Below are 21,687 nucleotides of genomic sequence, written 5' to 3'. Positions count from 1 at the left end.
TGCACATCGCCGCGATCAACGAATGGCTGCGCTGACCAGCAATTCAAACAGGCCCTAGGCGCGCCGGACCTGATCGTGTGGTTGGACGATCTACCCCAGGGCGTCCGGCTGTCTGCCAACCCAAGCGATGACGTATTGCTGCGGATGAGCCCTCCCCGGCCCATGCCGATTCCAGTGCGTCCGGCTCGCCTCGACGGGTGGATCGATCCGGCGACAGACAGGACGGGCAGCGGCCCACCGCAGCTGGTCGAGGCTGGACCGACCTCGGAGCCTACCGAGTCGCAGACGCCTCCTCCGGCTGCAGTGCAGCGCGAGTTCGCTCATTGGTCGGCAAAGCTCAGCGAGTGGTCGCGAGCCCAGAAGCTGTTTGAGCAACAGCGCACGTTGTATGAGCAGCTGGAACGGGCTGCGAAGATGCTGGAGCAGCAAGACGACGAGGTGGAGTTCGTCTTGGCGGCGGGATTGCTGCGATGGCAGGCACCTGATGGCGAGCGCATCTGCCGGCACTTGGTGGTGGACTCGGTGCAGCCTCGCTTGGATCGGGGCACTGCCGAAGTGACGGTCACAGTGGCGTCCGGTCGGCGTCGGCTGGAAGACGGCGAGATTCTCCGTGACCAAGAGGCCTTCAACCCAGATCGAGGGCGTCCGGCACGAGTTGCAGTACTCGACGCCGAGGCATCGCTGCTCGATTCGGCGCTGCTGCCTCCGCTCCAGGAGTATCTGAGTTTGAGTCTCGGGGCCGCAATCGCGACGATGGGCAAAGCCCAGGCCGAGCCGTCGCTTCCGGATGCACCGCAGTTGAGCGCGTCGCCGGCGTTGATGCCCGGAGCCGCGTTCTGCTTGCGGAGGCCTACCAGAAGATCGCAGCGACACTCCGACAGCCCGAGACGCAGGTTCCGGTCGCGCTGGCAGAACTCGTGGTCGACACCGAACGCGATCAGCGGAAGGGGTGTGCGTACTCGTTGGGGTAGCGGCAGCGGTAGTGGGGCTGGTCATGCACCGCTCGGCGAACGTGCGTTCGTATTGACTGAGGACGGTCGGGTCGAACGGCTGGCGTTCGGGCGTGGGACTCGAGCGGGGCGGTGCCCCTCCGGTCGATGACTTGCCCCGGGGCCGATCGACGATCGGCGGGCCGGCAGGAACGACCTGAGAAATCGCCATCCGGGCCCTACCGGATACGCGTTTCGGCTCACGGCCCATCCCATAGCACGCAGTCGGCCCCGAGGGCTCGACTTGCAATTCGCTTGTACTTGCCTGTCAACGGCCTGCGCGCGGTTGCTCTCGGTTTTCCGGCGCTCGTATGGTGAGCGCCGGAACCGAATCAGGGAGACGACGATGACGGCATCCGTTCCGACCACGACGCCCGGCCAGGTCTCTGACTTCTACGACGTCTACAATTCTTTGCTCCGTAAGTACTGGGACGACAATTTCCACTTCGGCTATTGGTTGGACGCCGACGACGGCAGTTCGGTGTCGGTGGCCACGGACCGGTTCACTGACATCATGATCAGCAAATTGCCGGTCGGCCCGGGCGCACGCATTCTCGACGTCGGCTGTGGCATCGGGAAGCCCGCGATCCGGCTGGCACGGGCCACCGGGGCGAGCGTCCTGGGCATCTCGATCAACCAGAACCAGGTGGACGAGGCGAATGCGCTCGCCGCGGCCGAAGGCTTGGCCGATCGGGTGTCGTTCCAGGTCGTCAACGCCCTGGACATGCCGTTCGACGACGGCTCGTTCGACGCCGCGCTGGCGTTCGAGTCGATTGTGCACATGCCGCGGAAGGCGGCGCTGAGCGAGATCGCCCGAGTCGTCCGGCCGGGCGGTCACATCGCGCTGACCGACCTGATCCGGGTCGACGCCGAGGAGTCCACCTCGCCGGCCGCGTTCATGACCCAGTCGGTCGTGCGCCTGGAGGATTATCGGGAGCTCTGCCGCGACGCGGGTATCGAGATCGACGAACTGCTCGACGTCAGCGCGCACACCGATCGGACCTACGACGCGATGCAGAACGGGATCGAGCGCAGCTCCGAAGAGATCAGCGGCAAATTCGGACCCGGGATGATGGAAACCCTGAAGAACGTCATGACGCCGTTCGCGATGGGGAACGTAATCGGCTGCGCGATCGTGGCCGGTCGCCGCAAGCCCGTGCTCCGGTGAATTCCCGGTAATTGCCAGCGGGGCCGCCGGATCGTGATCCGGCGGCCCCTTTCCGTGCTGTCACGCGGGGTGCTGCACCAGTTGCGGCAGATCGGTGCGGCGACGAATCTGTAGCTTGCGGTACACCCGGGTCAAATGCTGCTCCACCGTGCTGCGGGTGATGTGGAGCTGCGCCGAGATCTCGCGATTCGACAGGCCCCGGGCGGCCAGGACCGCCACCCGCTGTTCGGCATCGCTGAGCGACTGCAGCGTGAGCCGGCTCAGCCGGGACGGGGGGCGCTCGGCGCCCGGGTCCCGCAGCCGGCGCGGCACCAGCCGACGCTCGAGCGAAGCCCGGCAGCCCTCGTACAGGCGCTCTGCTCGGGCTTTTATCATCGCCGACCGGGACGGGTTGCGGGCCTCGTGGTGCGCGTTCGCGAGATCGCTCAGCGCGTCGGCCAGCTCCATCCGGCTGGCAGTCTTCTCCAGGACGGCCACGGCTTCGGTGAGCAGCCCAATCTTGCGTTCGGACTCGCAGCCGGCGGCCAGCGCCCGCAGGAGGACGCCGTAGCTGCTCGAGCGTTGCGGAACCGACGACGGCAAGGCTTCGGTGACGAGCCGGTGCGCGTCCTTGCGGCAGCCGAGCCGGACGTAGGCGTGGGCGCCGTCGGCCCGCCACGGCACCAGCGCGGGTACGTCCATCTCCCACTCGCGCGCCCGGTTGCCGCAGGCGAGCAGGTCGATCAACGCATCATGCGGCTTGTCGGCGTTGAGGTAGTGACGGCCCCGTGCGTATACGTACCGCAGGCCGAACGGGGTCTCGTACATCGCCGGAGGGACCGGCCGCCGCAGGAGTTCGCGCACGACGTGATGCTGTCCCATCCCGCTCGCGGCCAGCACGGCGGTCGACAGCGGCAGGCCGATCAGAACGCCCCAGCTCTCCGGGGACAGCTCGGTGAGAGCGTCGGTGGCGAGGTCGAGGGCAGTGGGAAGCTGCCCGAGCCGGTACATGATGTCCGCGCGCACAGCGGTGAGAACCGCGCGCCAGGTCGGGGGGATGTTGCCGGCGGACTCGGCGAGGTACAGCGCCGACCAGGCGTCGGCGCGGTCGGCCCGGTCGGCGTAGACCAGGCTCATCAGAGCGGCGACGACGGCCTCGGTCCGGTGGGTGCCGGTGCGCAGACGTCCCAGCAGAGCATCCGCCTGCTGGGCGTTCCGATCGTCGGACCCGGCCGTGGTCACCGCGTGGAGTAGGGAGAGCGCCTCGACCGTCGCGTCCCACGTCGCCCCCGCGCCGTGCTCCGGACCACCGGCCCCGATGGCGGCGACGCTCGATCGGGCGCCGGGATAGATGAGACTCAACCAGAGCCGGGTCGTCTCCCAGGAGAGACCCGGGCGGTTCGCGGGGAACGTCTCGGCGCACCGGGCGAGCGCGGCGACCGCGGCATCCGGCCGCCCGAGCCAGAGCGGCAGCAGGGACGCGACGGTGGCCTCGTTGCCGGTCAGGTGTCCGGCGTCCACGTCGTGCGCGAGGACGGTCAGATGCCGGGCCGAGGTCGCGGGATCCAGTTGCCACTGCGTCCGAGCCTGGAGCGCGTGGAGGGTGGCGCGGCGTTCCTCGCTCAGCCCGTCAGCCTGCAGCGCGAGGCGCAGCTGCTGCAACGCCAAGTCGGGCTGATTCTCCTGCAAGGCCTGGTTCGCGGCCTCCGCCAGCACCGGAACCATCCAGTCGGACGGTGGTGCCTGAGCGGCGAGGAGGTGCTCGGTGACGGCAGCAGGCATGGCGCCGTCCCGGTAGAGCAGTTCGGCGGTGCGGAGCGAGATCGCCGCCGAGGAGGGCTCGGTGCGACAGCGGAGAACCGCGGCGCGTCCCTCCGGATGGCGGAAGCGTCCGTTGTCGAGGATTCCGGAGACGTTCAACGCGTCGACGACCCAGGACACGACGCCGGTGTCGACGTCGGCGAGCTCACCGAGCAACCGGACCTGGTCCGCGTCGCCGACCGCGGCGATCGCCCGGGCGACGCGGAGGAACTCGGGGCCGTACCGGCTGATGCAGTCGATCAACGCTTCGCGGTACGCGTGACCGACCGCGGGCAGCGGAGTGCCGGTCGGCCGATCGTCGACGTCGCCGGGAGAGGTGGCGTCCGCGCGCGGCCCGTGATCGAGGAGCAGCGCCTCGGTGAGGAGCGGATTCCCTCCCGTCAGCGCGTGCGCCGCGGCGGCGAAGCGGGGTGTGACCACGGAGCCCAGCTTGGCGGCGAGGTAGTCCGCCACCCCGTCCGGCGACAGCGGGTCCAAACGGATTCGATGGGGATCGGACTGGCGGGTCAACTCGGCCGTGAACTGGGATCGGTCCGGCGACCGGATCAACGTCTCGCTGAGTAACAGCATGATCGGTGCCGTCCGAATACGCCGGGCGATGTAGACGAGGGTCTGGCAGGACGCCGGATCGGCGTCCAGTACGTCATCCACACCGATGATCAACGGCCCCTTTTTCGCCAGCTCCAACAGAGCGGTGCAGACCGTGTACAGAAGCTGGGGGGAGACGTCGTCGCCCGAGCCCTGCAGCAGTGGGACGATGCGCATCCGGACGTTCTCCGGGCAGTCCGGGGCGGAGAACAACTGGCTCGTGACCCCGAACCGATGCGTCCGTTCGCTCTGGGACGCCACTGCGCCCAGAAATCGTGCGCCATGGTCAACGGCGCGTTCGGTGAATTCTTGGAAGAAAGCAGTCTTGCCGCTGGCCGGTCCGCCGGTCACCGTGACGACGCGCCCGGATCCGTCCAGGGCGCTGTTCCATACCTGAGTCAATAGATCGAATTGTCGATGCCGTTCTACCAACGTCATGCTGTCACTCCCCGAGTCCCCCATGGACTAGGCATGCGATCTTGGCGCTATTCGAATCAATCGGTATTGCTTGCGCGGTGTGTTTTCACGACCGATCAAGATGGACAAGTTGAAGTCTGCCACCCGTTTCGTGGCGGCGGCAACGATGGGGACCTGTAATAGGGGGTGGGGTCGTCGGGGAGGGTTTCCGATTCGTGTCGGAACGGACGCGCGACGATGTCGCCGACCCGGCGCGGACGGCGCGCACGGTCATGACGGTGGGTGCAGGACACGGCGCGCGCGGCTCCGCGAGATCAATGCGTCGCCTGGGCAATGCGTGCTTTCGGCACGCGACCAACTACCTAGGGTCACCAGCGACACGCCGTCCGCAGGTGTCGGGACGGGCGGCCCGACGGTGCTCGGGGACCCCGGGAACCAGCTTTCCTGATCCGGGTAGGGGTAGCGCCGGGCGGACCGGTCCCGGGCCGGGTAGGGGCTCCGGAGGCTCTCCCGGACGCCGGGCACCTTAGGGGTTGGGGCCGCCGGTCGACGCGACTTAGCTTGGCGACGCCGCGAACACCGGTTCGACGGTGACGGCGCGACGACGGGAGACCTCACATGACTGTGGACGGAGCATGGGACCTGCGGATCCAGAGCCCGAGCGGGGACCAGCCGGCCCGGGCGGACTTCGTGGGCACCGGTGATCAGCTTGCCGGCAGTTACACCGGGATGGGGACGACGGTGGAGATCACCGAGGGAACCGTCGAGGGCGACGTGGCCTCCTGGACCGTCGATCGGCGCGAGCCGTTCCCGATGACCAGCCGGTTCCGGGTGACGGTGACCGGGGACGAGCTGGCCGGTGAGGTCGAGGTCGGCACCTTCGGTTCCTTCCGCATCGTCGGAACCCGCGGCTAGTCACCCGTGGCCGACCTGCAGAGGTTCAGCGGAAGGGTCGCGGTGGTCACCGGCGCCGCCCGCGGCATCGGCGCTGCCACCGCCCGGCGGCTGGCGGCCGAGGGAGCCACCGTCGCGGTCGTCGGCCTGCGTGAGGACACGGCAAAGCTCGTGGCCGCCGACATCACGGCGGACGGCGGGTCCGCCTGCGCCTACGGGGCCGACGTGTCGGACCGGGACGAGGTGGCGGCCGTGTTCGACCGGATCGTCGCCGAACACGGCAAGCTCGACGTCCTGGTGAACAACGCCGGAATCACCAGGGACAACCTGCTCTTCAAAATGTCCTATGACGACTGGGACGCGGTGCTGCGGACCAATCTGACCAGTACCTTCCTGTGTTGCCACGCGGCGCAGAAACACATGGTGCCGGCGCGCTACGGCAAGATCGTCAACCTCAGCAGCCGCTCCTCGTTCGGGGCCCGTGGCCAGGCCAACTACGCCGCCACGAAGGCCGGCATCCAGGGCTTGACCGCGACGCTGGCGATCGAGCTGGGGCCGTTCAACGTGACGGTCAACGCGGTGGCTCCCGGATACGTGGCTACCGGGATGACCGAGGCCACCGCACGGCGGGTCGGTGTCACCCCGGAGGAGCACCAGCAGCAAGCTGCGGACCGGACACCGCTGCGCCGGGTCGGGCAGCCAGTTGAGATCGCTGCGGTCATCGCGTTCCTGGCCAGCGACGACGCGTCGTACGTCAGCGGTCAGACGCTCTACGTCAACGGCGGCGCCCGGTGATCGCCGGAGGGCGGCGGCGGGCCATGGACGACCGAGTACTAGGAGACACCTGATGACGACGGACACCACCGGCACCGACGTGTGGCTCCGGCGCTTCCACCGGGGAGCCGGCGGCGAGCCCGCGATACGGCTGATCGGGCTACCGCACGCCGGCGCGTCCGCCAGCTATCTGTTCCCCCTGTCGAAGGCGCTGTCCCCGGGGGTGGACGTCCGGATCGTGCAATACCCCGGCCGCCAGGACAGGCGGCGGGACCGGTGCATCGAGGACATCGATGAACTGGCCGACGAGATCACCGCGGCGGTGCGCCCGCTGACCGACGCGCCGATCGCGTTCTTCGGCCACAGCATGGGCGCCACGCTGGCGTTCGAGATCGCGTACCGGCTGGAGAACGACGGGACCGCGGTCCGCGCGCTGTTCGTTTCCGGCCGCCGGGCACCGCACCGCCACCGCGAGGAAGGCGTCCATCTGCTGGACGACGCGGGCCTGATCGCTGAGCTGCGACGACTGAGCGGCACGGACACCCGGATCCTGGACGATCCCGAAACGCTCGAGATGATCCTGCCCGCCCTGCGTAGCGACTACACCGCGATCGAGCGGTACCGGCCGTCGGCCGGTCGTACCGTCGGCTGCCCCGTCCATGTCCTGGTCGGTGACGACGATCCCCGGACCACGATCGAAGAAGCCCGCGCGTGGCGGGAATGCACGCGCGGAGAATCGGATCTCACGATATTCCCCGGTGGTCATTTCTATCTCGGCGACCAGGCCGACGGAGTGGTGCGGAAGATTCGGAGCCGACTCGCCGTCGATTGACTGGCGCGGATTCCGCAAGGTCGCCGCAAGGCGCTTTTCCTAGGCTGGGCGCAGCATTGCGTCAGGATCCGGGAACCGAGAGATTCAGGAGAGCCGGCATGTATCGGTTGATCAATGGCGTCTCGGGATTCGAGATCTCCACCGACGCTCCGGAGGAAATCGAGAGGTTCTACGGTGAAACGTTCGGATGGAAATTCTCCGAGGGCCACGGGAATCCGTACAGCATCATCCGGACACCGGCCGAGGGTTCAATCTTCGGAACGCTGTGGGACAACCGCGTCAAAGAGGGTTCGTACAACTGGCTGGTGATCTGCATCGAGGTCGAGGACGTCGCCGCGGTGTGCGCGAAGGCGGTCGAGGCCGGCGGCAAGGTCCGGTGGCCGCTCGAGACGGACCCGCGTACCGGCGGCATGGAGTGGGCGCACCTCGAGGATCCGTCCGGGCACCAGATCGGCATCTACTCCCAGCCGTGGACGGCCGGCCCGTCCGGGAGCGGCCCCGCGGCCGCAGAGTCCTGAGTCCGGGCCGCGAGCCGAGGAGGTGACATGCCGACGACACCACCGCGACCGGCGGTGACCCGGGCGGTGGCTGTGGTCGGCGTCGCCTGCCGGCTGCCCGGTGCCCCCGATCCGGACGCCTTCTGGAGCCTCCTGGTCGAGGGCCGTGATGCCATCGGCCTTCCCCCGGCCGACCGGCACGCCGACAGCGACTCCGGCTGGGCCGGCCGCCGGGCCGGCTATCTCACCGATGTCGACCGGTTCGATCCAGCGTTCTTCGGCCTCTCACCCCGCGAGGCGGCCGCGATCGATCCCCAGCAGCGACTGATGCTCGAGCTGGGTTGGGAGGCGCTGGAAGACTCGGGCGCCGTCCCGGCGTCGATCCGGGGTGACGCCGTCGGTGTGTTCGTCGGCGGAATGTGGGACGACCACGAGACCACCGCGTACGGACGGGGTGGCGTGCCGTCCCCGCACACGCTCACCGGGACGCACCGGGGAATGATCGCCAACCGGCTGTCCTACGTCCTCGGGCTGACCGGACCCAGCCTCGTCGTCGACACCGGGCAGTCGTCGGGTCTGTCCGCCGTCCACCTCGCCCGGACGAGCCTGCTGGCCGGGGAGTCGACGACCGCGCTGGTCGGCGCGGTGAACCTCAACCTGCTCGGCCCGCGGCTGGCCGGAGCGGAGAAGATCGGCGCGCTCTCACCGGACGCCACCTGCTACACGTTCGACGCCAGGGCCAACGGCTACGTACCCGGCGAGGGGGCGGTGTGCCTGGTCCTGAAGCCCGTCGCGCGCGCGATCGCGGACTCCGACCGCATCTACTGCCTGCTCACCGGAAGCGCGATGAACAACGACGGCGGCGGGGCCGGCCTCACGGTGCCCGAGCAGGCCGCCCAGGAAGCGGTGCTCCGGCGGGCCCACGCGGACGCCGGCACCGAGCCCGCGCGGATTCAGTATGTCGAGCTGCACGGCACCGGCACCCCGGTCGGTGACCCGGTCGAGGCCGCCGCGCTGGGCGCGGTCTTCGGGCCCGACCGGACGGAACCGCTGGCGGTCGGTTCCGCTAAGACGAACGTCGGGCACCTGGAAGGCGCCGCCGGTCTCGTCGGCCTGCTCAAGACGGCACTGAGCCTGCACCACCGGATACTGCCCGGATCGCGCAACCACGTCACGCCGAATCCCGCGCTCCGGCTCGCGGAACGCGGCATCCGGGTGGTGACCGGAACCGAGCCGTGGCCGGACGCTGACTGTCCGCTGTCGGCGGGGGTCAGCGCTTTCGGGATGGGCGGCACCAACTGCCACGTCGTCGCGGAAGAAGCACCGCCGGTCGTCGCGGCGTCGGTGCGGCCGGGGGAGTCCGGGGTCGTCCCCTGGATCGTCACCGGCCGGGACGAGAGCGATCTGCGGGCACACGCCCGTCGCCTGCACGACCATCTCGCGGCTCGGCCCGCGCTGGATCCGGCGGAGGTGGGCTTCTCACTCGCGACGACTCGCACCGCGTTCGACCACCGGGCGGTCGTCGTCGCGGAGGGGCGTGACGAGGGTCTGGCTGCCCTCGGCCGACTCGCCGCCGGGGAACCGTCCGGTGCGGTCCGGACCGGCCGGGTGTCCGATCGCTCCCGTGTCGCGTTCCTCTTCCCCGGGCAGGGCAGCCAGTGGCCGGGGATGGCCGAGGGGATGCGGCGGACGAGCACGGTGTTCCGAACGCGGTTCACCGAGGCGATCGACGCGCTTGAGGCCTCGCTGGAGTGTTCGCTGACCGGCGCGGTCGACGGTGCGGTCCCGCTGGACCGGGACGACGTCGTCCAGCCGCTCCTGTTCGCCACGATGGTGGGGCTGGCGGCGGTCTGGCGCTCGCTCGGGGTCCGTCCGGCGGCCGTGATCGGTCACTCGCAGGGCGAGATCGCCGCCGCGTGCGTCGCGGGTGCCCTCTCGCTCGAAGACGCCGCGCAGGTGGTCGCACTCCGGTCCCGGTTGCTCCGCGAGCTCGCCGGGACCGGCGGCATGGCGTCGGTGGCGCTACCGGAGGCCGTGGTCGCCGCGCGGATCGCCGCCGGGAGCGACGGGCTGGTCGTCGCGGCCGTCAACGGGCCGGCCTCGACCGTCGTCGCGGGTCCGGTCGCGGCGGTCGACGCGCTGATCCGGGATCTGAGCGCCGACGGGGTGCGTGCCGGACGCGTGCCGATCGACTACGCGTCGCACAGTCCGCTGATGACGCCGATCCGTGAACCGCTGCTCGCGGCGTTGCGGGGCATCGAGCCGCGCAGCACCGAGGTCGCGTTCTACTCCACGGTGACCGCCGGGCGGCTGGCGCCCGATCGCCTCGGTCCCGACTACTGGTACCGCAACGTCCGTGAACCGGTCCGGCTCGCGGACACCGTTCGGGGTCTGCTCGCCGACGGGTACGGGGCGGTGCTGGAGATGAGCCCGCACCCGCTGCTGGTCGGCGCGGTCACGGAGTCGGCCGCCGATCGGGACGTGCTGGTGACCGGCTCGCTCCGGCGGGACGACGGCGGCCCCGCGCGACTGCTGTCGTCAGTGGCGTCGGCGTTCGTCGCCGGCGTTCCGGTCGACTGGCCGGCGGCCTTCGGCGCCGGCGCGCGCCGGGTGCCGCTACCCACCTATCCGTTCCGGCGGAGCCGGTTGACCGGCCGGATACCGCAACCATCGGACACGCCGCTCGCGCCGGCGACCCGCGATCCGCTGGAGATCGTGCTCTCCGCCGTCGCGGCGGTGCTGGGCTACGGCGCGGCGGACGAGGTGCCGCCGGACGTCACCTTCAAAGAACTGGGCCTGGACTCGGCGACCGCGGTGGAGCTCGGCGAGCGCCTCGGGGCCGCCACCGGCCGCCGGTGGACGGTCGGCGTGATCTTCGGTCACCCGACACCGACCGCGCTGGCCGCGGTGCTGCGCGGCGAGCAGCCACCGGCTCCGGCGGCGCCGGTCGGGGACTCCGACCCGCTGGACGCGATGAACGCCGACGAACTCATCCGACTCGCGCTCGGCGGCCCGGGCGCCGAGCCGATCGGAGGTACCGCGACGGGGAGCACCGAGTGGCGATGAACGTGCCGTCAGAACAACTCGTGGAGGCGCTCCGCAGCGCCCTGAAGGAGGGGGAGCGGCTGCGCCGCGACAACGCCGCGCTGAGCGGTGCGGCCGCCGAACCGATCGCGATCGTGGCGATGGGATGCCGCTACCCCGGCGGCGTCGCCTCGCCGGCGGACCTGTGGCGCGTCGTGGCCGAGGAGCGGGACGTGATCGGCGCGTTCCCCGGCGACCGCGGCTGGGACCTCGGCACGCTGTACGACCCGGACGGGGAACGTCCGGGAGCGGTCTCGGTGGACCGCGGGCCGTTCCTCGACGACGCCACCCGATTCGACGCCGGACTGTTCGGCATCGCGCCTCGCGAGGCGGTCGCGATGGAGCCCCAGCAGCGGTTGCTCCTCGAAGTCGCCTGGGAGGTGCTGGAGCGGGCCGGGCTCGACCCGACCGGCTTGAGCGGGAGCCGCACCGCCGCGTACGTCGGCGCGATCCCTCAGGACTACGCCCCGGCCGCGCTGGCACCCGCCGACGCCGAGGGACATCTGCTGACCGGCACCACGACGAGCGTCGCGTCCGGTCGGCTGGCCTATACGTTCGGGCTCGCCGGCCCGGCGCTGACGATCGACACCGCGTGCTCGTCGTCCCTGGTGGCCCTGCACCTCGCGGTGCAGGCACTGCGTCGTCAGGAGTGCGATCTCGCCCTGGCGGGCGGGGTCACGGTGCTCTCCACCCCGGGCATCCTGGTGGAGTTCACCCGCCAGCGCGGCCTGGCTCCGGACGGGCGCTGCAAGCCCTTCTCCGCGGCGGCCGACGGCACCGCACTGGGCGAGGGCGCGGGTCTCCTGCTCCTCGAGCGGCTGTCGGACGCGCAGCGGGCCGGGCACCCGGTGCTGGCGGTGATCCGCGGGTCGGCGCTGAACCAGGACGGTGCCAGCAACGGTCTGACCGCTCCCAACCCGGTGGCGCAGGAGCAGCTGATCCGGGCCGCGCTGGCGGCGAGCGGGCTCACCGCGGCGGACGTCGACGCGGTCGAGGCACACGGCACCGGCACGCCGCTCGGCGACCCGATGGAAGCACAAGCCCTGCTCGCGACCTACGGCCGACGACCGGCCGGGACCGCCCCGCTCTGGCTGGGGTCGGTGAAGTCCAACATCGGTCACGCACAAGCCGCAGCCGGCGTCGCCGGAGTGATCAAGATGGTCGAGGCGCTCCGGCACTCGGTGCTGCCGTCCACCCTGCACGCCGATCGTCCGTCCCCGCACGTCGACTGGGAGGCCGGCGCGGTGCGCCTGCTCACCGCTGCGCGCGAATGGCCCGCCGGTGACCGGCCACGGCGGGCCGGGGTGTCGTCGTTCGGCATCAGCGGCACGAACGCCCACCTCATCCTGGAGGAGGCACCTCCCGCCGTGCCGGTCGACCGCCCGGCGCCGGTCCGGCCGGTGGATCTCGGGGTGGTGCCGTGGGTGCTCTCCGGCGCCGACGACGCTGCCCTGCGACGGCAGGCCGGACGTCTGGCCGAGTTCGCGGCCGTGTCCGAGGACGACGACCACGGGATCGGGGTCACGCTGGCGACCACCCGTGCCGCGCTGACACATCGGGCCGTGGTGCTCGGCCCGACCGGCCCGGCACTGCGCGACGGGCTCGCCTCGCTGCGCGAGGGTAGGGCGGCACCGGACGTCGTCCGTGGCGTCGTCCACCGGGCCGGACGCGTGGCCGTGCTGTTCTCCGGGCAGGGCAGCCAACGGGCCGGGGCCGGCCGGGAACTGTACGAGTCGTGCCCGGTGTTCGCCGACGCGGTCGACGCGGCCTGCGTGTATCTGGACGAGGATCTGGACCGTCCGCTGGCGCCGGTCCTGTTCGCCGATCCCGGCACCGAGTCCGCGGCGGCACTGGACCACACCGACTTCACCCAGGCCGGCCTGTTCACCGTCGAACTGGGTGTCTTCCGGCTGCTGGAGGCCGCTGGTCTGGTCCCGGACTACCTGCTCGGCCACTCGATCGGCGAGCTCGCGGCGGCACATGTCGCCGGCGTGCTCTCGCTGCCGGACGCGTGCCGGCTGGTGTCGGCGCGCGGCCGCCTGATGCGTGCCCTGCCCGCCGTCGGCGCGATGCTCGCGGTCCGGGCGGACGAACGGGAGGTCGAGAAATGGCTCGACCGGGAGGGAAGCGGTCTCTCCGTCGCGGCGGTCAACGGCCCCCGCTCGGTCGTCGTCTCGGGTGACCGCGCCGCGATCGAGGACTTCGACCAGCGGCGACGAGCGGAGGGCCGGCGAACCCGCCGGCTCCGGGTCCGGCACGCGTTCCACTCCGCGCACATGGCCGGGATGCTGGCGGACTTCCGGACCGTCGCGCGGACCCTGACGTTCCATCCGCCGCGCACACCGATCGTCTCCAACGCCACCGGCGCCCCGATACCGGACACGGAGCTGTGCGACCCGGAGTACTGGGTCCGGCACGTCGAGCGGACGGTCCGGTTCGCGGACGGGATCCGCTGGCTCGAGCAGCGCGGTGTGTCCACGTTCCTCGAGGTGGGACCGGACGGCGTACTCACGGCGCTGGCCGAGGAGTGCCTCACCGCCAGCGACCGGTCCGCGCCGGTCGCGGTCCCGACGCTGCGTACCGGCCGCCCGGAGGGCCACACGGTCGCCGCGGCGCTGGCGCACGCCCACGTCCGCGGCGCGACGGTTCGCTGGGAGCGGCTGCTCGACGGCTCCGCCCGGCCCGATCTACCGACGTACGCGTTCGGGGGAGACCGGCTCTGGCTGCGGACGCGCGCGATCACCGACCCGTCCGCCTTCGGGCTCGTCGGTGTGCCGCACTCGTTGCTGGGCGCCGGCACACCGGTGCCGGAGACCGGCGGCTGGCTCTTCACGGCCCGGCTCTCCGTTCGCGATCAGCCCTGGCTGGCCGACCACACGATCGGGGGCCGGACCGTGCTGCCGGCCACCGCGTTCCTCGAGATCGTGCTCCGGGCCGGCGCGGACGTCGGCGCTGGGCACGTCGACGAACTCACGATCGAAGCGCCGCTGATCCTTCCGGACGACGGCACCCGCCGGCTCCAGGTGCTGATCGGAGCGCTCGACGAGCGCGGCGCGCGCCGGGTCACCGTGCACGCCGAAGCCGATTCCGACGGGTCGGCGGAACCGACCTGGACGCGGCACGCTGACGGGACGCTGCGCTCGTCGGAGCACGGAGCTCCACCCCCGTCACTCGGCGAATGGCCGCCGGGGGAGGTCGTGCCGGTCGACCTGGACGGGCGCTACCCACGTCTGGCCGACGCCGGTTTCGGCTACGGTCCGGCATTTCGGGGACTGCACCGGGTCAGCCGGGCCGGCGACGACGTCTTCGTCGACGTGCGCTTGCCCGACGCGGCGGAGCCGGGGCGGTTCGGAGTGCACCCCGCGCTGCTCGACGCCGTGCTCCAGGCCACCGGGCTGACGCCGGATTCCGACCAGCTGGTCGAGCAGCCCCGGCTCCCGTTCTCCTGGAGCGACGTGGCGGTCCACCGTCCGGCCGGGACCGCGCTGCGGGCCAGGATCACGGCGGTCGGCGACGCACGGTGGTCGGTGGAGGTGGCCACACCGGAGGGCGAGCCGGTGCTGTCGGTGGGCGCACTGACCTGGCGACCGGCTCCGTCGCTGAGGTCCGGACGCCACGGCGCGCTCTTCCGGGTGGGCTGGTCGCCGCTGCGGATCGCCGCCGGCCCGCGTCCGGGGACGAACCGCCTGGAAGTCGTGGACCGGGACCGAACCGGGCTGGCGGAGGCGCTGCGGCGCACCGGTCGTCCCGTGGCCGTCCGCTCGGACCTGACCGCGACCGAATCCGAGCATCTGTTCGTCGCCTGCCCTCCGACGGCCGCCGAGGCTCTCACGATGGTGCAGGACTGGCTGGCCGCGGACCGTCCGTCGGAGCCTCGGCTGGTGTTCGTCAGCCGCGGCGCGGTAGCCGTGGAGCCGGGCGAGGTACCCGACGTCGACGCCGCCGCGGTCTGGGGTCTGGTGCGATCCGCCCAGACCGAACACCCGGGGCGTTTCACGCTCGCCGACGTCGGGACGTTCGAACCGGCGGACGTCTCGACCCTGTTGGCCGGCGTCGACACCGGCGAACCCCAGTTCGCGGTGCGCGACGGCGTCGCCTCCGCTCCGCACCTGTCGGCCGACGGCGATCCGCGGTCCGGTGCGGAACAGCACCCCCGGCTCGGCCCGAACGACGTCGCGCTGATCACCGGCGGCACCGGTGGTCTCGGCCGAGTGATCGCCCGGCACCTGGCCGACGCGTGGGGTGCCCGTCATCTGCTGCTCGTCAGCCGCCGGGGTCCGAACGCCGACGGCGCCGACGACCTCGTCGCCGAGCTTGCCGGAGCCGGTGCGCACGCCGAAGCGGTCGCCGCCGACGTCGGTGATCACGACGCGCTCGCCGCCGTGCTCGCGGCGATTCCGCCCGAGCGTTCACTCGCGGTCGTGATCCATGCCGCGGGCGTGCTCGACGACGGCACGGTGAGCGGGCTCACCCCCGACCGGCTGGCGGTGGTCTCACGGGCCAAGGTGGACGGCGCACGGCATCTCGACGCGCTCACCCGGGCCCGGGAGCTGCAGGCATTCGTCGTGTTCTCGTCGGTCGTCGGCGTGGTCGGGACGGCCGGTCAGGCCAACTACGCCGCCGCCAACGCGGCCCTGGACGCGATCGCGGCCCGCCGCGTCGCGCTCGGTCACCGGGCCACCGCGCTGGCGTGGGGGCCCTGGGACCAGCGCGGCGAGGCGGGCGGGGGAATGGCGGCCGACCTCGACGACGTCGCGGTGCGCCGGTTCGCGACGGCCGGTCTGGCGCCGATCTCGATCGCGGACGGTCTGGCGCTGTTCGACGCCGGCTGCGCCTCTCGCGAGCCGAATCTCGTCCCGATCCGCGTGGAGCGCTCGTCGTCGGAGTCGGACGGGCCCCGCACCGTCCCGGCGCTCCTCCGGCCGCTGGTTCGGCCCCGCTCCGGCGCGGCCGGGCGGACCGGGACCCGCCCCGCCTGGCTCGCCGGGGACCTGTCCGCACCGGAGAGCGAGCACGCGGCCGTCCGGTTCGTGCTGGACCACGTGGCGGGCGTGCTCAGCTATACGCCGGGCGTCGCCGACGCGGCGGCCGACCGGTCGTTCAAGGACTTGGGCCTGGACTCGCTGACCAGCCTCGAGCTGCGGAACGCGGTTGGAGCCGCCACCGGCATCCGGTTGCCCGCCGGGGTCGTGTTCGATCACCCGACGCCACGGGAGCTGGCTCGACTCCTGCTCGCCGCGGGGGCGAGCCCGGCCGCACCCGCACCCGCCGTAGCGAGCCCGGCGCCCGCCGACGACCCGATCGTCATCGTCGGCATGGCCTGCCGCTACCCGGGAGACGTCCGGTCGCCCGACGACCTGTGGCGCCTGGTCACCGACGGCACCGATGCGATCGCGGGCTTCCCGGACGACCGCGGGTGGAACCTGGAGGCGCTGTACGACCCGGATCCCGACCGGCCGGGGACGTCGTACACCCGGTCCGGCGGGTTTCTCCGCGACGCCGCCGACTTCGACCCGGAATTCTTCGGCATCTCCGCCCGGGAAGCGCTGGCGATGGACCCGCAGCAGCGTCTGGTGCTGGAGACGTCCTGGGAGGCGCTCGAACGGGCCGGGATCGACCCGGCGGTCCTCCGTGGGAGCGCGACCGGGGTGTTCGCCGGACTCATGTACCACGACTACGGCGGTCGGCCCCACGAGGCCCCCGAGACGCTGGGCGGCTACCTCCTGACCGGTTCGGCCGGCAGCGTGCTCTCCGGCCGGACCGCGTACACGTTCGGGCTGGAGGGCCCGGCGGTCACCGTGGACACCGCCTGTTCGTCCTCTCTGGTCGCCCTGCACCTGGCCGGCCAGGCGCTGCGCGCCGGTGAGTGTTCGCTGGCGCTGGCCGGTGGTGTCACCGTGATGGCGACCCCGGCGACGTTCGTCGAGTTCAGCCGCCAGCGGGGCCTGTCCGCCGACGGGCGGTGCAAGTCGTTCTCGGCGGCCGCGGACGGCACCGGCTGGTCCGAGGGCGCCGGGATGCTGGTCCTCGAACGACTCTCCGACGCCCGCCGGAACGATCATCCGATCCTCGCGGTGATCCGCGGCTCGGCGGTCAACCAGGACGGCGCTTCCAACGGCTTGACCGCGCCGAGCGGACCGGCGCAACAGAAAGTGATCCGCCAGGCGCTCTCCACCGGCGGCCTCCGCCCCGCCGACGTCGACGCCGTCGAGGCCCACGGCACCGGGACCCGGCTCGGCGACCCGATCGAGGCCGAGGCGCTGATCGCCACGTACGGAGAGCACCGACCGGCCGATCGGCCGCTCCGGCTCGGTTCGCTGAAGTCCAACCTCGGTCACACCCAGGCCGCCGCCGGGGTGGGTGGCGTCATCAAAATGGTCCTGGCGATGCGTCACGAGCTCCTGCCGCGCACGCTGCACGCCGATCCGCCGACGCCGCACGTGAACTGGACGGACCAGGTTCGTCTGCTCACCGAGCCGGTGGCCTGGCCGGCGCGCCCGGACCGGCCGCGCCGCGCCGCGGTCTCGTCGTTCGGCATCAGCGGCACGAACGCGCACGTCATCCTCGAGGAACCACCGGCCGCACGGCCCGGCGACCCGCCGACGGTGCCGCCGGTCCTGGCTTGGCCGCTGTCCGCCCGCACCCCGGCGGCCCTCCGTGACCAGGCCGAGCGGCTGTGGTCCTACCTGGACCGGGAACCCGGCGTCGCGCCGGCGGCGGTCGCGCGCACGCTGGCGGGGCGTCCGGCGTTGGAGCACCGCGCGGTGGTCAGCGGGCCGGACCGCCCGACGCTGCTGGACGCGCTGGCCGTCCTCGCCCGCGGGGCCGACGCCGACGGGGTCGTGACCGGCCCGGCGGTATCCGGAGCGCCGCCGCGAGTGGTCTTCGTCTTCCCCGGTCAGGGGGCGCAGTGGGAGGGGATGGGCCGTCGGCTGCTCGACGAGTCGCCGGTCTTCGCCACCCGGATCGCCGAGTGCGAACGGGCGCTGGCACCGCACCTCGACTGGTCGCTCACCGCGGTCCTGCGCGGAGCCGTCGACGCGCCCCCGTTGACCCGCGTCGACGTCGTGCAGCCGACATTGTTCGCGGTGATGGTCGGCCTCGCCGACGTCTGGCGCGAGTACGGCGTGCGACCGGCCGCGGTGATCGGGCACTCCCAGGGTGAGATCGCGGCCGCGTGCGTCGCGGGTGCGCTCGCACTGCCCGACGCGGCCCGCGTCGTCGCCGTCCGAAGCCGGGCGCTCCGGCAGCTGTCCGGCACCGGTGGGATGCACTCGGTGGCGCTCTCCGTCGAGCAGGCCGCGACCCGGATCCGGCCCTGGGGAACGGCGCTCGCGATCGCGTCGGTCAACGGTCCGCGTTCGGTCGTCGTGGCCGGTGAACAGCGCGCGCTCGATGCGCTCGCGGACGGGCTCTCCACCGACGGGATCTGGAACCGGCGGATCGCCGTCGACTACCCGTCGCACTCACCGCAGATCGAGCGGATCGAGGCCCAGCTGCGCGAAGAGCTGGGCGAGATCCGGGCCACCGAGCCCGCCGTACCGTTCCATTCGACCGTGTACGACCGCCCGGTCGGCGCCGCGGACCTCGACTCCGGCTACTGGTACGAGAACGTGCGCCGGCCGGTCGAGTTCGCGCGTGGTATCCGGGCGCTGGCCGTCGGCGGCGCGGACATCTTCCTCGAGATCAGCGCGCATCCGGTGGTGGCGGCCGGGATCCGCGAAACCCTCGATGAGGTAGCACCGGCCGCCGTCACACTGGGCACGCTCCGGCGCGGCCGGGACGACACCGGCCAGATCGTGGCCGCTGTCGCCGACGCGGCGGTCCACGGCGCCCCGGTCGACTGGGCCGGCCGCTACCGCGGCCAGGACCGCGTGGACCTGCCGACGTACCCGTTCCAGCGCGCCCGCTACTGGCTTCCGGCGACGCGGACCGGCGCGGTCGGCGGTCACCCGCTTCTGCCGACCGCGGTGTCGCGCGCGGACGAGGACGGCTGGGTGCTGCTCGGGGCGGTGTCCACCCGGACCCACCCCTGGCTCGCCGATCACGGTGTTCTCGGCACCACGCTGATGCCCGGCAGCGCCTGGGCGGAGATGGCCGGTCACGCGGCCGCGACCGCCGGGTCGGCGACCGTGGAGGAACTGGTCCTCGAGACCCCGCTCACCGTCCCCGACGGGGCGCCGGTCGACCTGCAGGCCACGGTCGGGCCGGCGCGGGACGGGCGCCGCCCGATCCACCTCTACGGACGCCTCCCCGGTGGGCAGTGGACACGCCACGCGACCGGTGTGCTCTCGGACGGGGCCGGCGCCGTACCCGGACCGGTCACCGCCTGGCCACCACCCGGCGCCGAACCCCGGCCCGTCGACGGCCACTATCCCCGGCTGCGGGGGCTCGGCGTCGACTACGGCCCGGCGTTCCAGGGCGTGCGTGCCGTCTGGCAGTTGGGGGACGACACGTACGCCGAGGTGGTGGCGCCCGACGTCGTCGCGCACGACGCCGGGTGGACCGGCCCGCACCCGGCGCTGCTCGACGCGGTCCTGCAAGTCCGGGAGCTCGTCCCCGGCGCCGACCCGGACCAGGCCCGGATGCCGTATTCGTGGGAAGGACTCACCGTCTCCGCCGCGGACGACGGCACGCTGCGGGTCCGGATCAGCCCGGCGGGGCCCGACCGGTTCCGCGTCACAGCCACGACCGCCGACGGGCGTCCCGTGCTCTCGGTCGCCGCGTTCGCGTCCCGGCCGGTCTCCGCGGACGACCTCCGGCGCGCCGCCGACCCCGGAACCGGCCGGCTGTACCGCCCCGAGTGGACGCCGTTGCCTGGGCGGACGGCACCGGCCGTGGTCCCCGCGGGGATCCGGGGCGCGGGCGACCTGGCGCGCCTCGACGCGAGCGCGGTGACCGGCCCCGTCGTGCTCCACCTCGAACCGGCAACGATCGGGCCGGACGATCCGGGCCTCGCCGACGCCGTCCGGGTGGCGACCCAGCACGTGCTCGCCACGCTCCAGGCCTGGCTCCACGACGAGCGATTCGCCGCCTCCCGCCTCGTGGTCCGCACTACCGGCGCGGTCGGGGACCGGATCACGGATCTCGTGCACGCCACCGTGTGGGGGCTGGTCCGCTCCGCGCAGATCGAGAACCCCGGCCGGTTTCTGCTGCTGGACGCCGACCCGGCCGACTCCGGGGCGATCGCCGACGCCGTTGCCGCCGCCGAGGACGAGGTTCTCGCCCGGGGCGGACGGGTGCTCGGGTGCCGGCTGGTGCCGATCACCGCGCCGGTGTCGGTGCCACGCTGGAGTCCACCGGGAACGGTGCTCGTCACCGGGGCCGGCGGTGGGTTGGCACCCGCCGTGGCCCGGCACCTGGCGGACAACGGCGTCGAACGACTGGTGCTGGTCGGCCGACGCGGCCCGGACGCCCCCGGCGCCTCCGAACTCCGGGCGGAACTGCGTGAGCGCGGCACCGACGTGGAGATCGTCGCCTGTGACGTGACCGATCGGGCCGCTGTCGACGCGCTCGTGGCGTCGATGCCGGCATCGCATCCGCTGTCCGCTGTCGTCCACGCCGCCGCGGGTCTCGACGACGGGGTGCTGGAGACGCTGCGGCCTGAGCAGGTCGCCGGTGCGCTGGCCGCGAAGGTCGGCGGGGCACTGACCCTGCACGCGGCCACCCGGAACTGCGGCCTGTCGGCCTTCGTCCTCTTCTCCTCGGTCGCCGGCCTGCTGGGCGGGGCCGGGCAGAGCGGCTACGCGGCGGCCAACACGTTCCTGGACGCCTTGGCCACCCGGCGGCGCCAGGACGGGCTGGCCGGCCAGTCGCTGGCCTGGGGCCTCTGGGACGAGCAGGCGGGAATGGCCGGTCGGCTCGGCGACGTCGACCTGCGGCGCGACGAGCGGCTGGGAATCGCTCCACTGTCCAGCCAGGACGCCGTCGATCTGCTCGACCGTGCCGTCGCCGACGGTGCGGCCGTCACCGTCCCGGTGCGGTTCGACGAGCTCACGCTCCGGACGCGCGCCTCCGCCGGTGATCTCACGCCGCTCCTGCGCGGCTTGGTGCCGACGGCGACCGAAACCGTGCCCGCGCCGGCGGAACCGGCGCTGCGGGAACGGCTCTCGGCCCTCCCGGGTGATCGGCGGATCCCTCTGGTCGAGGAGCTGCTGATCGATCTGCTTCGCGCGGTGCTGGGCGGCACAGGGACGATCCCGTCCGGCCGGGCGTTCCGTGAACTCGGCCTGGATTCGCTGACCGCCCTCGAGCTGCGTAACCGGCTCGGCCGGGTCACCGGCCTCCGCCTCCCGATCACCGTCGCGTTCGACCACCCGACACCGGCCGCACTTGCCCGGTACGTCGTGGACGAACTCCTCGGCGACGGCGACGGCGGCGACGGCGAGAACGCCGCAGCGGAGGCACCCGACGACGAGGTGCGCCGGGCGCTCACCGGGATCCCGGTCGACGAGCTCCGTCGCGCCGGGCTGCTCGACCCGCTTCTCCGCCTGGCCGGACGTCCGGCCGGCGGCACGGACGGCCGCGACGACCACCCGACCGCCAGTGAGCACCTCCGCGCCGACCTCGACGCGATGGACCTGGACCAGCTGATCGAGGTGGCACTCGACGGCGGCGAGACCTGACGGCACAACAGTGGGGACG

General features: G+C 72.4%; 9 protein-coding genes. 8 read left to right on the top strand and 1 reads right to left on the bottom strand.

What is annotated here, in order from left to right; translation table 11 throughout:
- Positions 1-1,101 (top strand): hypothetical protein (locus tag ABD437_RS03085; protein ID WP_344647181.1); only part of this gene is annotated, 1,101 nt, incomplete at its 5' end.
- Positions 1,102-1,275: 174 nt separating this feature from the next.
- Positions 1,276-2,157, top strand: coding sequence for an SAM-dependent methyltransferase (locus ABD437_RS03080; protein WP_344647180.1), 882 nt, complete (start codon positions 1,276-1,278; stop codon positions 2,155-2,157).
- Positions 2,158-2,217: 60 nt separating this feature from the next.
- Here ABD437_RS03080 and ABD437_RS03075 read toward each other — a convergent pair whose 3' ends face one another.
- Positions 2,218-4,983, bottom strand: a complete 2,766-nt coding sequence (locus ABD437_RS03075) for a LuxR C-terminal-related transcriptional regulator (protein ID WP_344647179.1) — start codon at positions 4,981-4,983, stop codon at positions 2,218-2,220.
- A gap of 597 nt (positions 4,984-5,580) precedes the next feature.
- Here ABD437_RS03075 and ABD437_RS03070 point away from each other — a divergent pair.
- From ABD437_RS03070 to ABD437_RS03045, 6 genes are all read left to right on the top strand, one after another.
- Entirely contained in the window at positions 5,581-5,877 is a 297-nt protein-coding gene (locus ABD437_RS03070) for a hypothetical protein (protein ID WP_344647178.1), read from the top strand.
- 15 nt (positions 5,878-5,892) lie between these two features.
- Entirely contained in the window at positions 5,893-6,651 is a 759-nt protein-coding gene (gene fabG, locus ABD437_RS03065) for a 3-oxoacyl-ACP reductase FabG (RefSeq protein ID WP_344647186.1), read from the top strand.
- 79 nt (positions 6,652-6,730) lie between these two features.
- Positions 6,731-7,462, top strand: coding sequence for a thioesterase II family protein (locus ABD437_RS03060; RefSeq protein WP_344647177.1), 732 nt, complete (start codon positions 6,731-6,733; stop codon positions 7,460-7,462).
- Between the two features lie 98 nt (positions 7,463-7,560).
- Positions 7,561-7,980 (top strand): VOC family protein, encoded by a 420-nt coding sequence (locus ABD437_RS03055; protein ID WP_344647176.1) that lies wholly within the window; start codon positions 7,561-7,563, stop codon positions 7,978-7,980.
- Between the two features lie 27 nt (positions 7,981-8,007).
- On the top strand, positions 8,008-11,025 hold the full coding sequence (locus ABD437_RS03050) for a type I polyketide synthase (protein WP_344647175.1): 3,018 nt from the start codon (positions 8,008-8,010) through the stop codon (positions 11,023-11,025).
- Positions 11,022-21,668 (top strand): SDR family NAD(P)-dependent oxidoreductase, encoded by a 10,647-nt coding sequence (locus ABD437_RS03045; protein ID WP_344647174.1) that lies wholly within the window; start codon positions 11,022-11,024, stop codon positions 21,666-21,668. Before ABD437_RS03050 ends, ABD437_RS03045 begins: the two co-directional genes overlap by 4 nt.
- Positions 21,669-21,687: the final 19 nt, after the last annotated feature.

Origin of the sequence: Cryptosporangium japonicum (assembly GCF_039524755.1) — a bacterium.
Lineage (GTDB): Bacteria > Actinomycetota > Actinomycetes > Mycobacteriales > Cryptosporangiaceae > Cryptosporangium > Cryptosporangium japonicum.
This window is presented reverse-complemented; position numbering and strand designations above follow the sequence as displayed.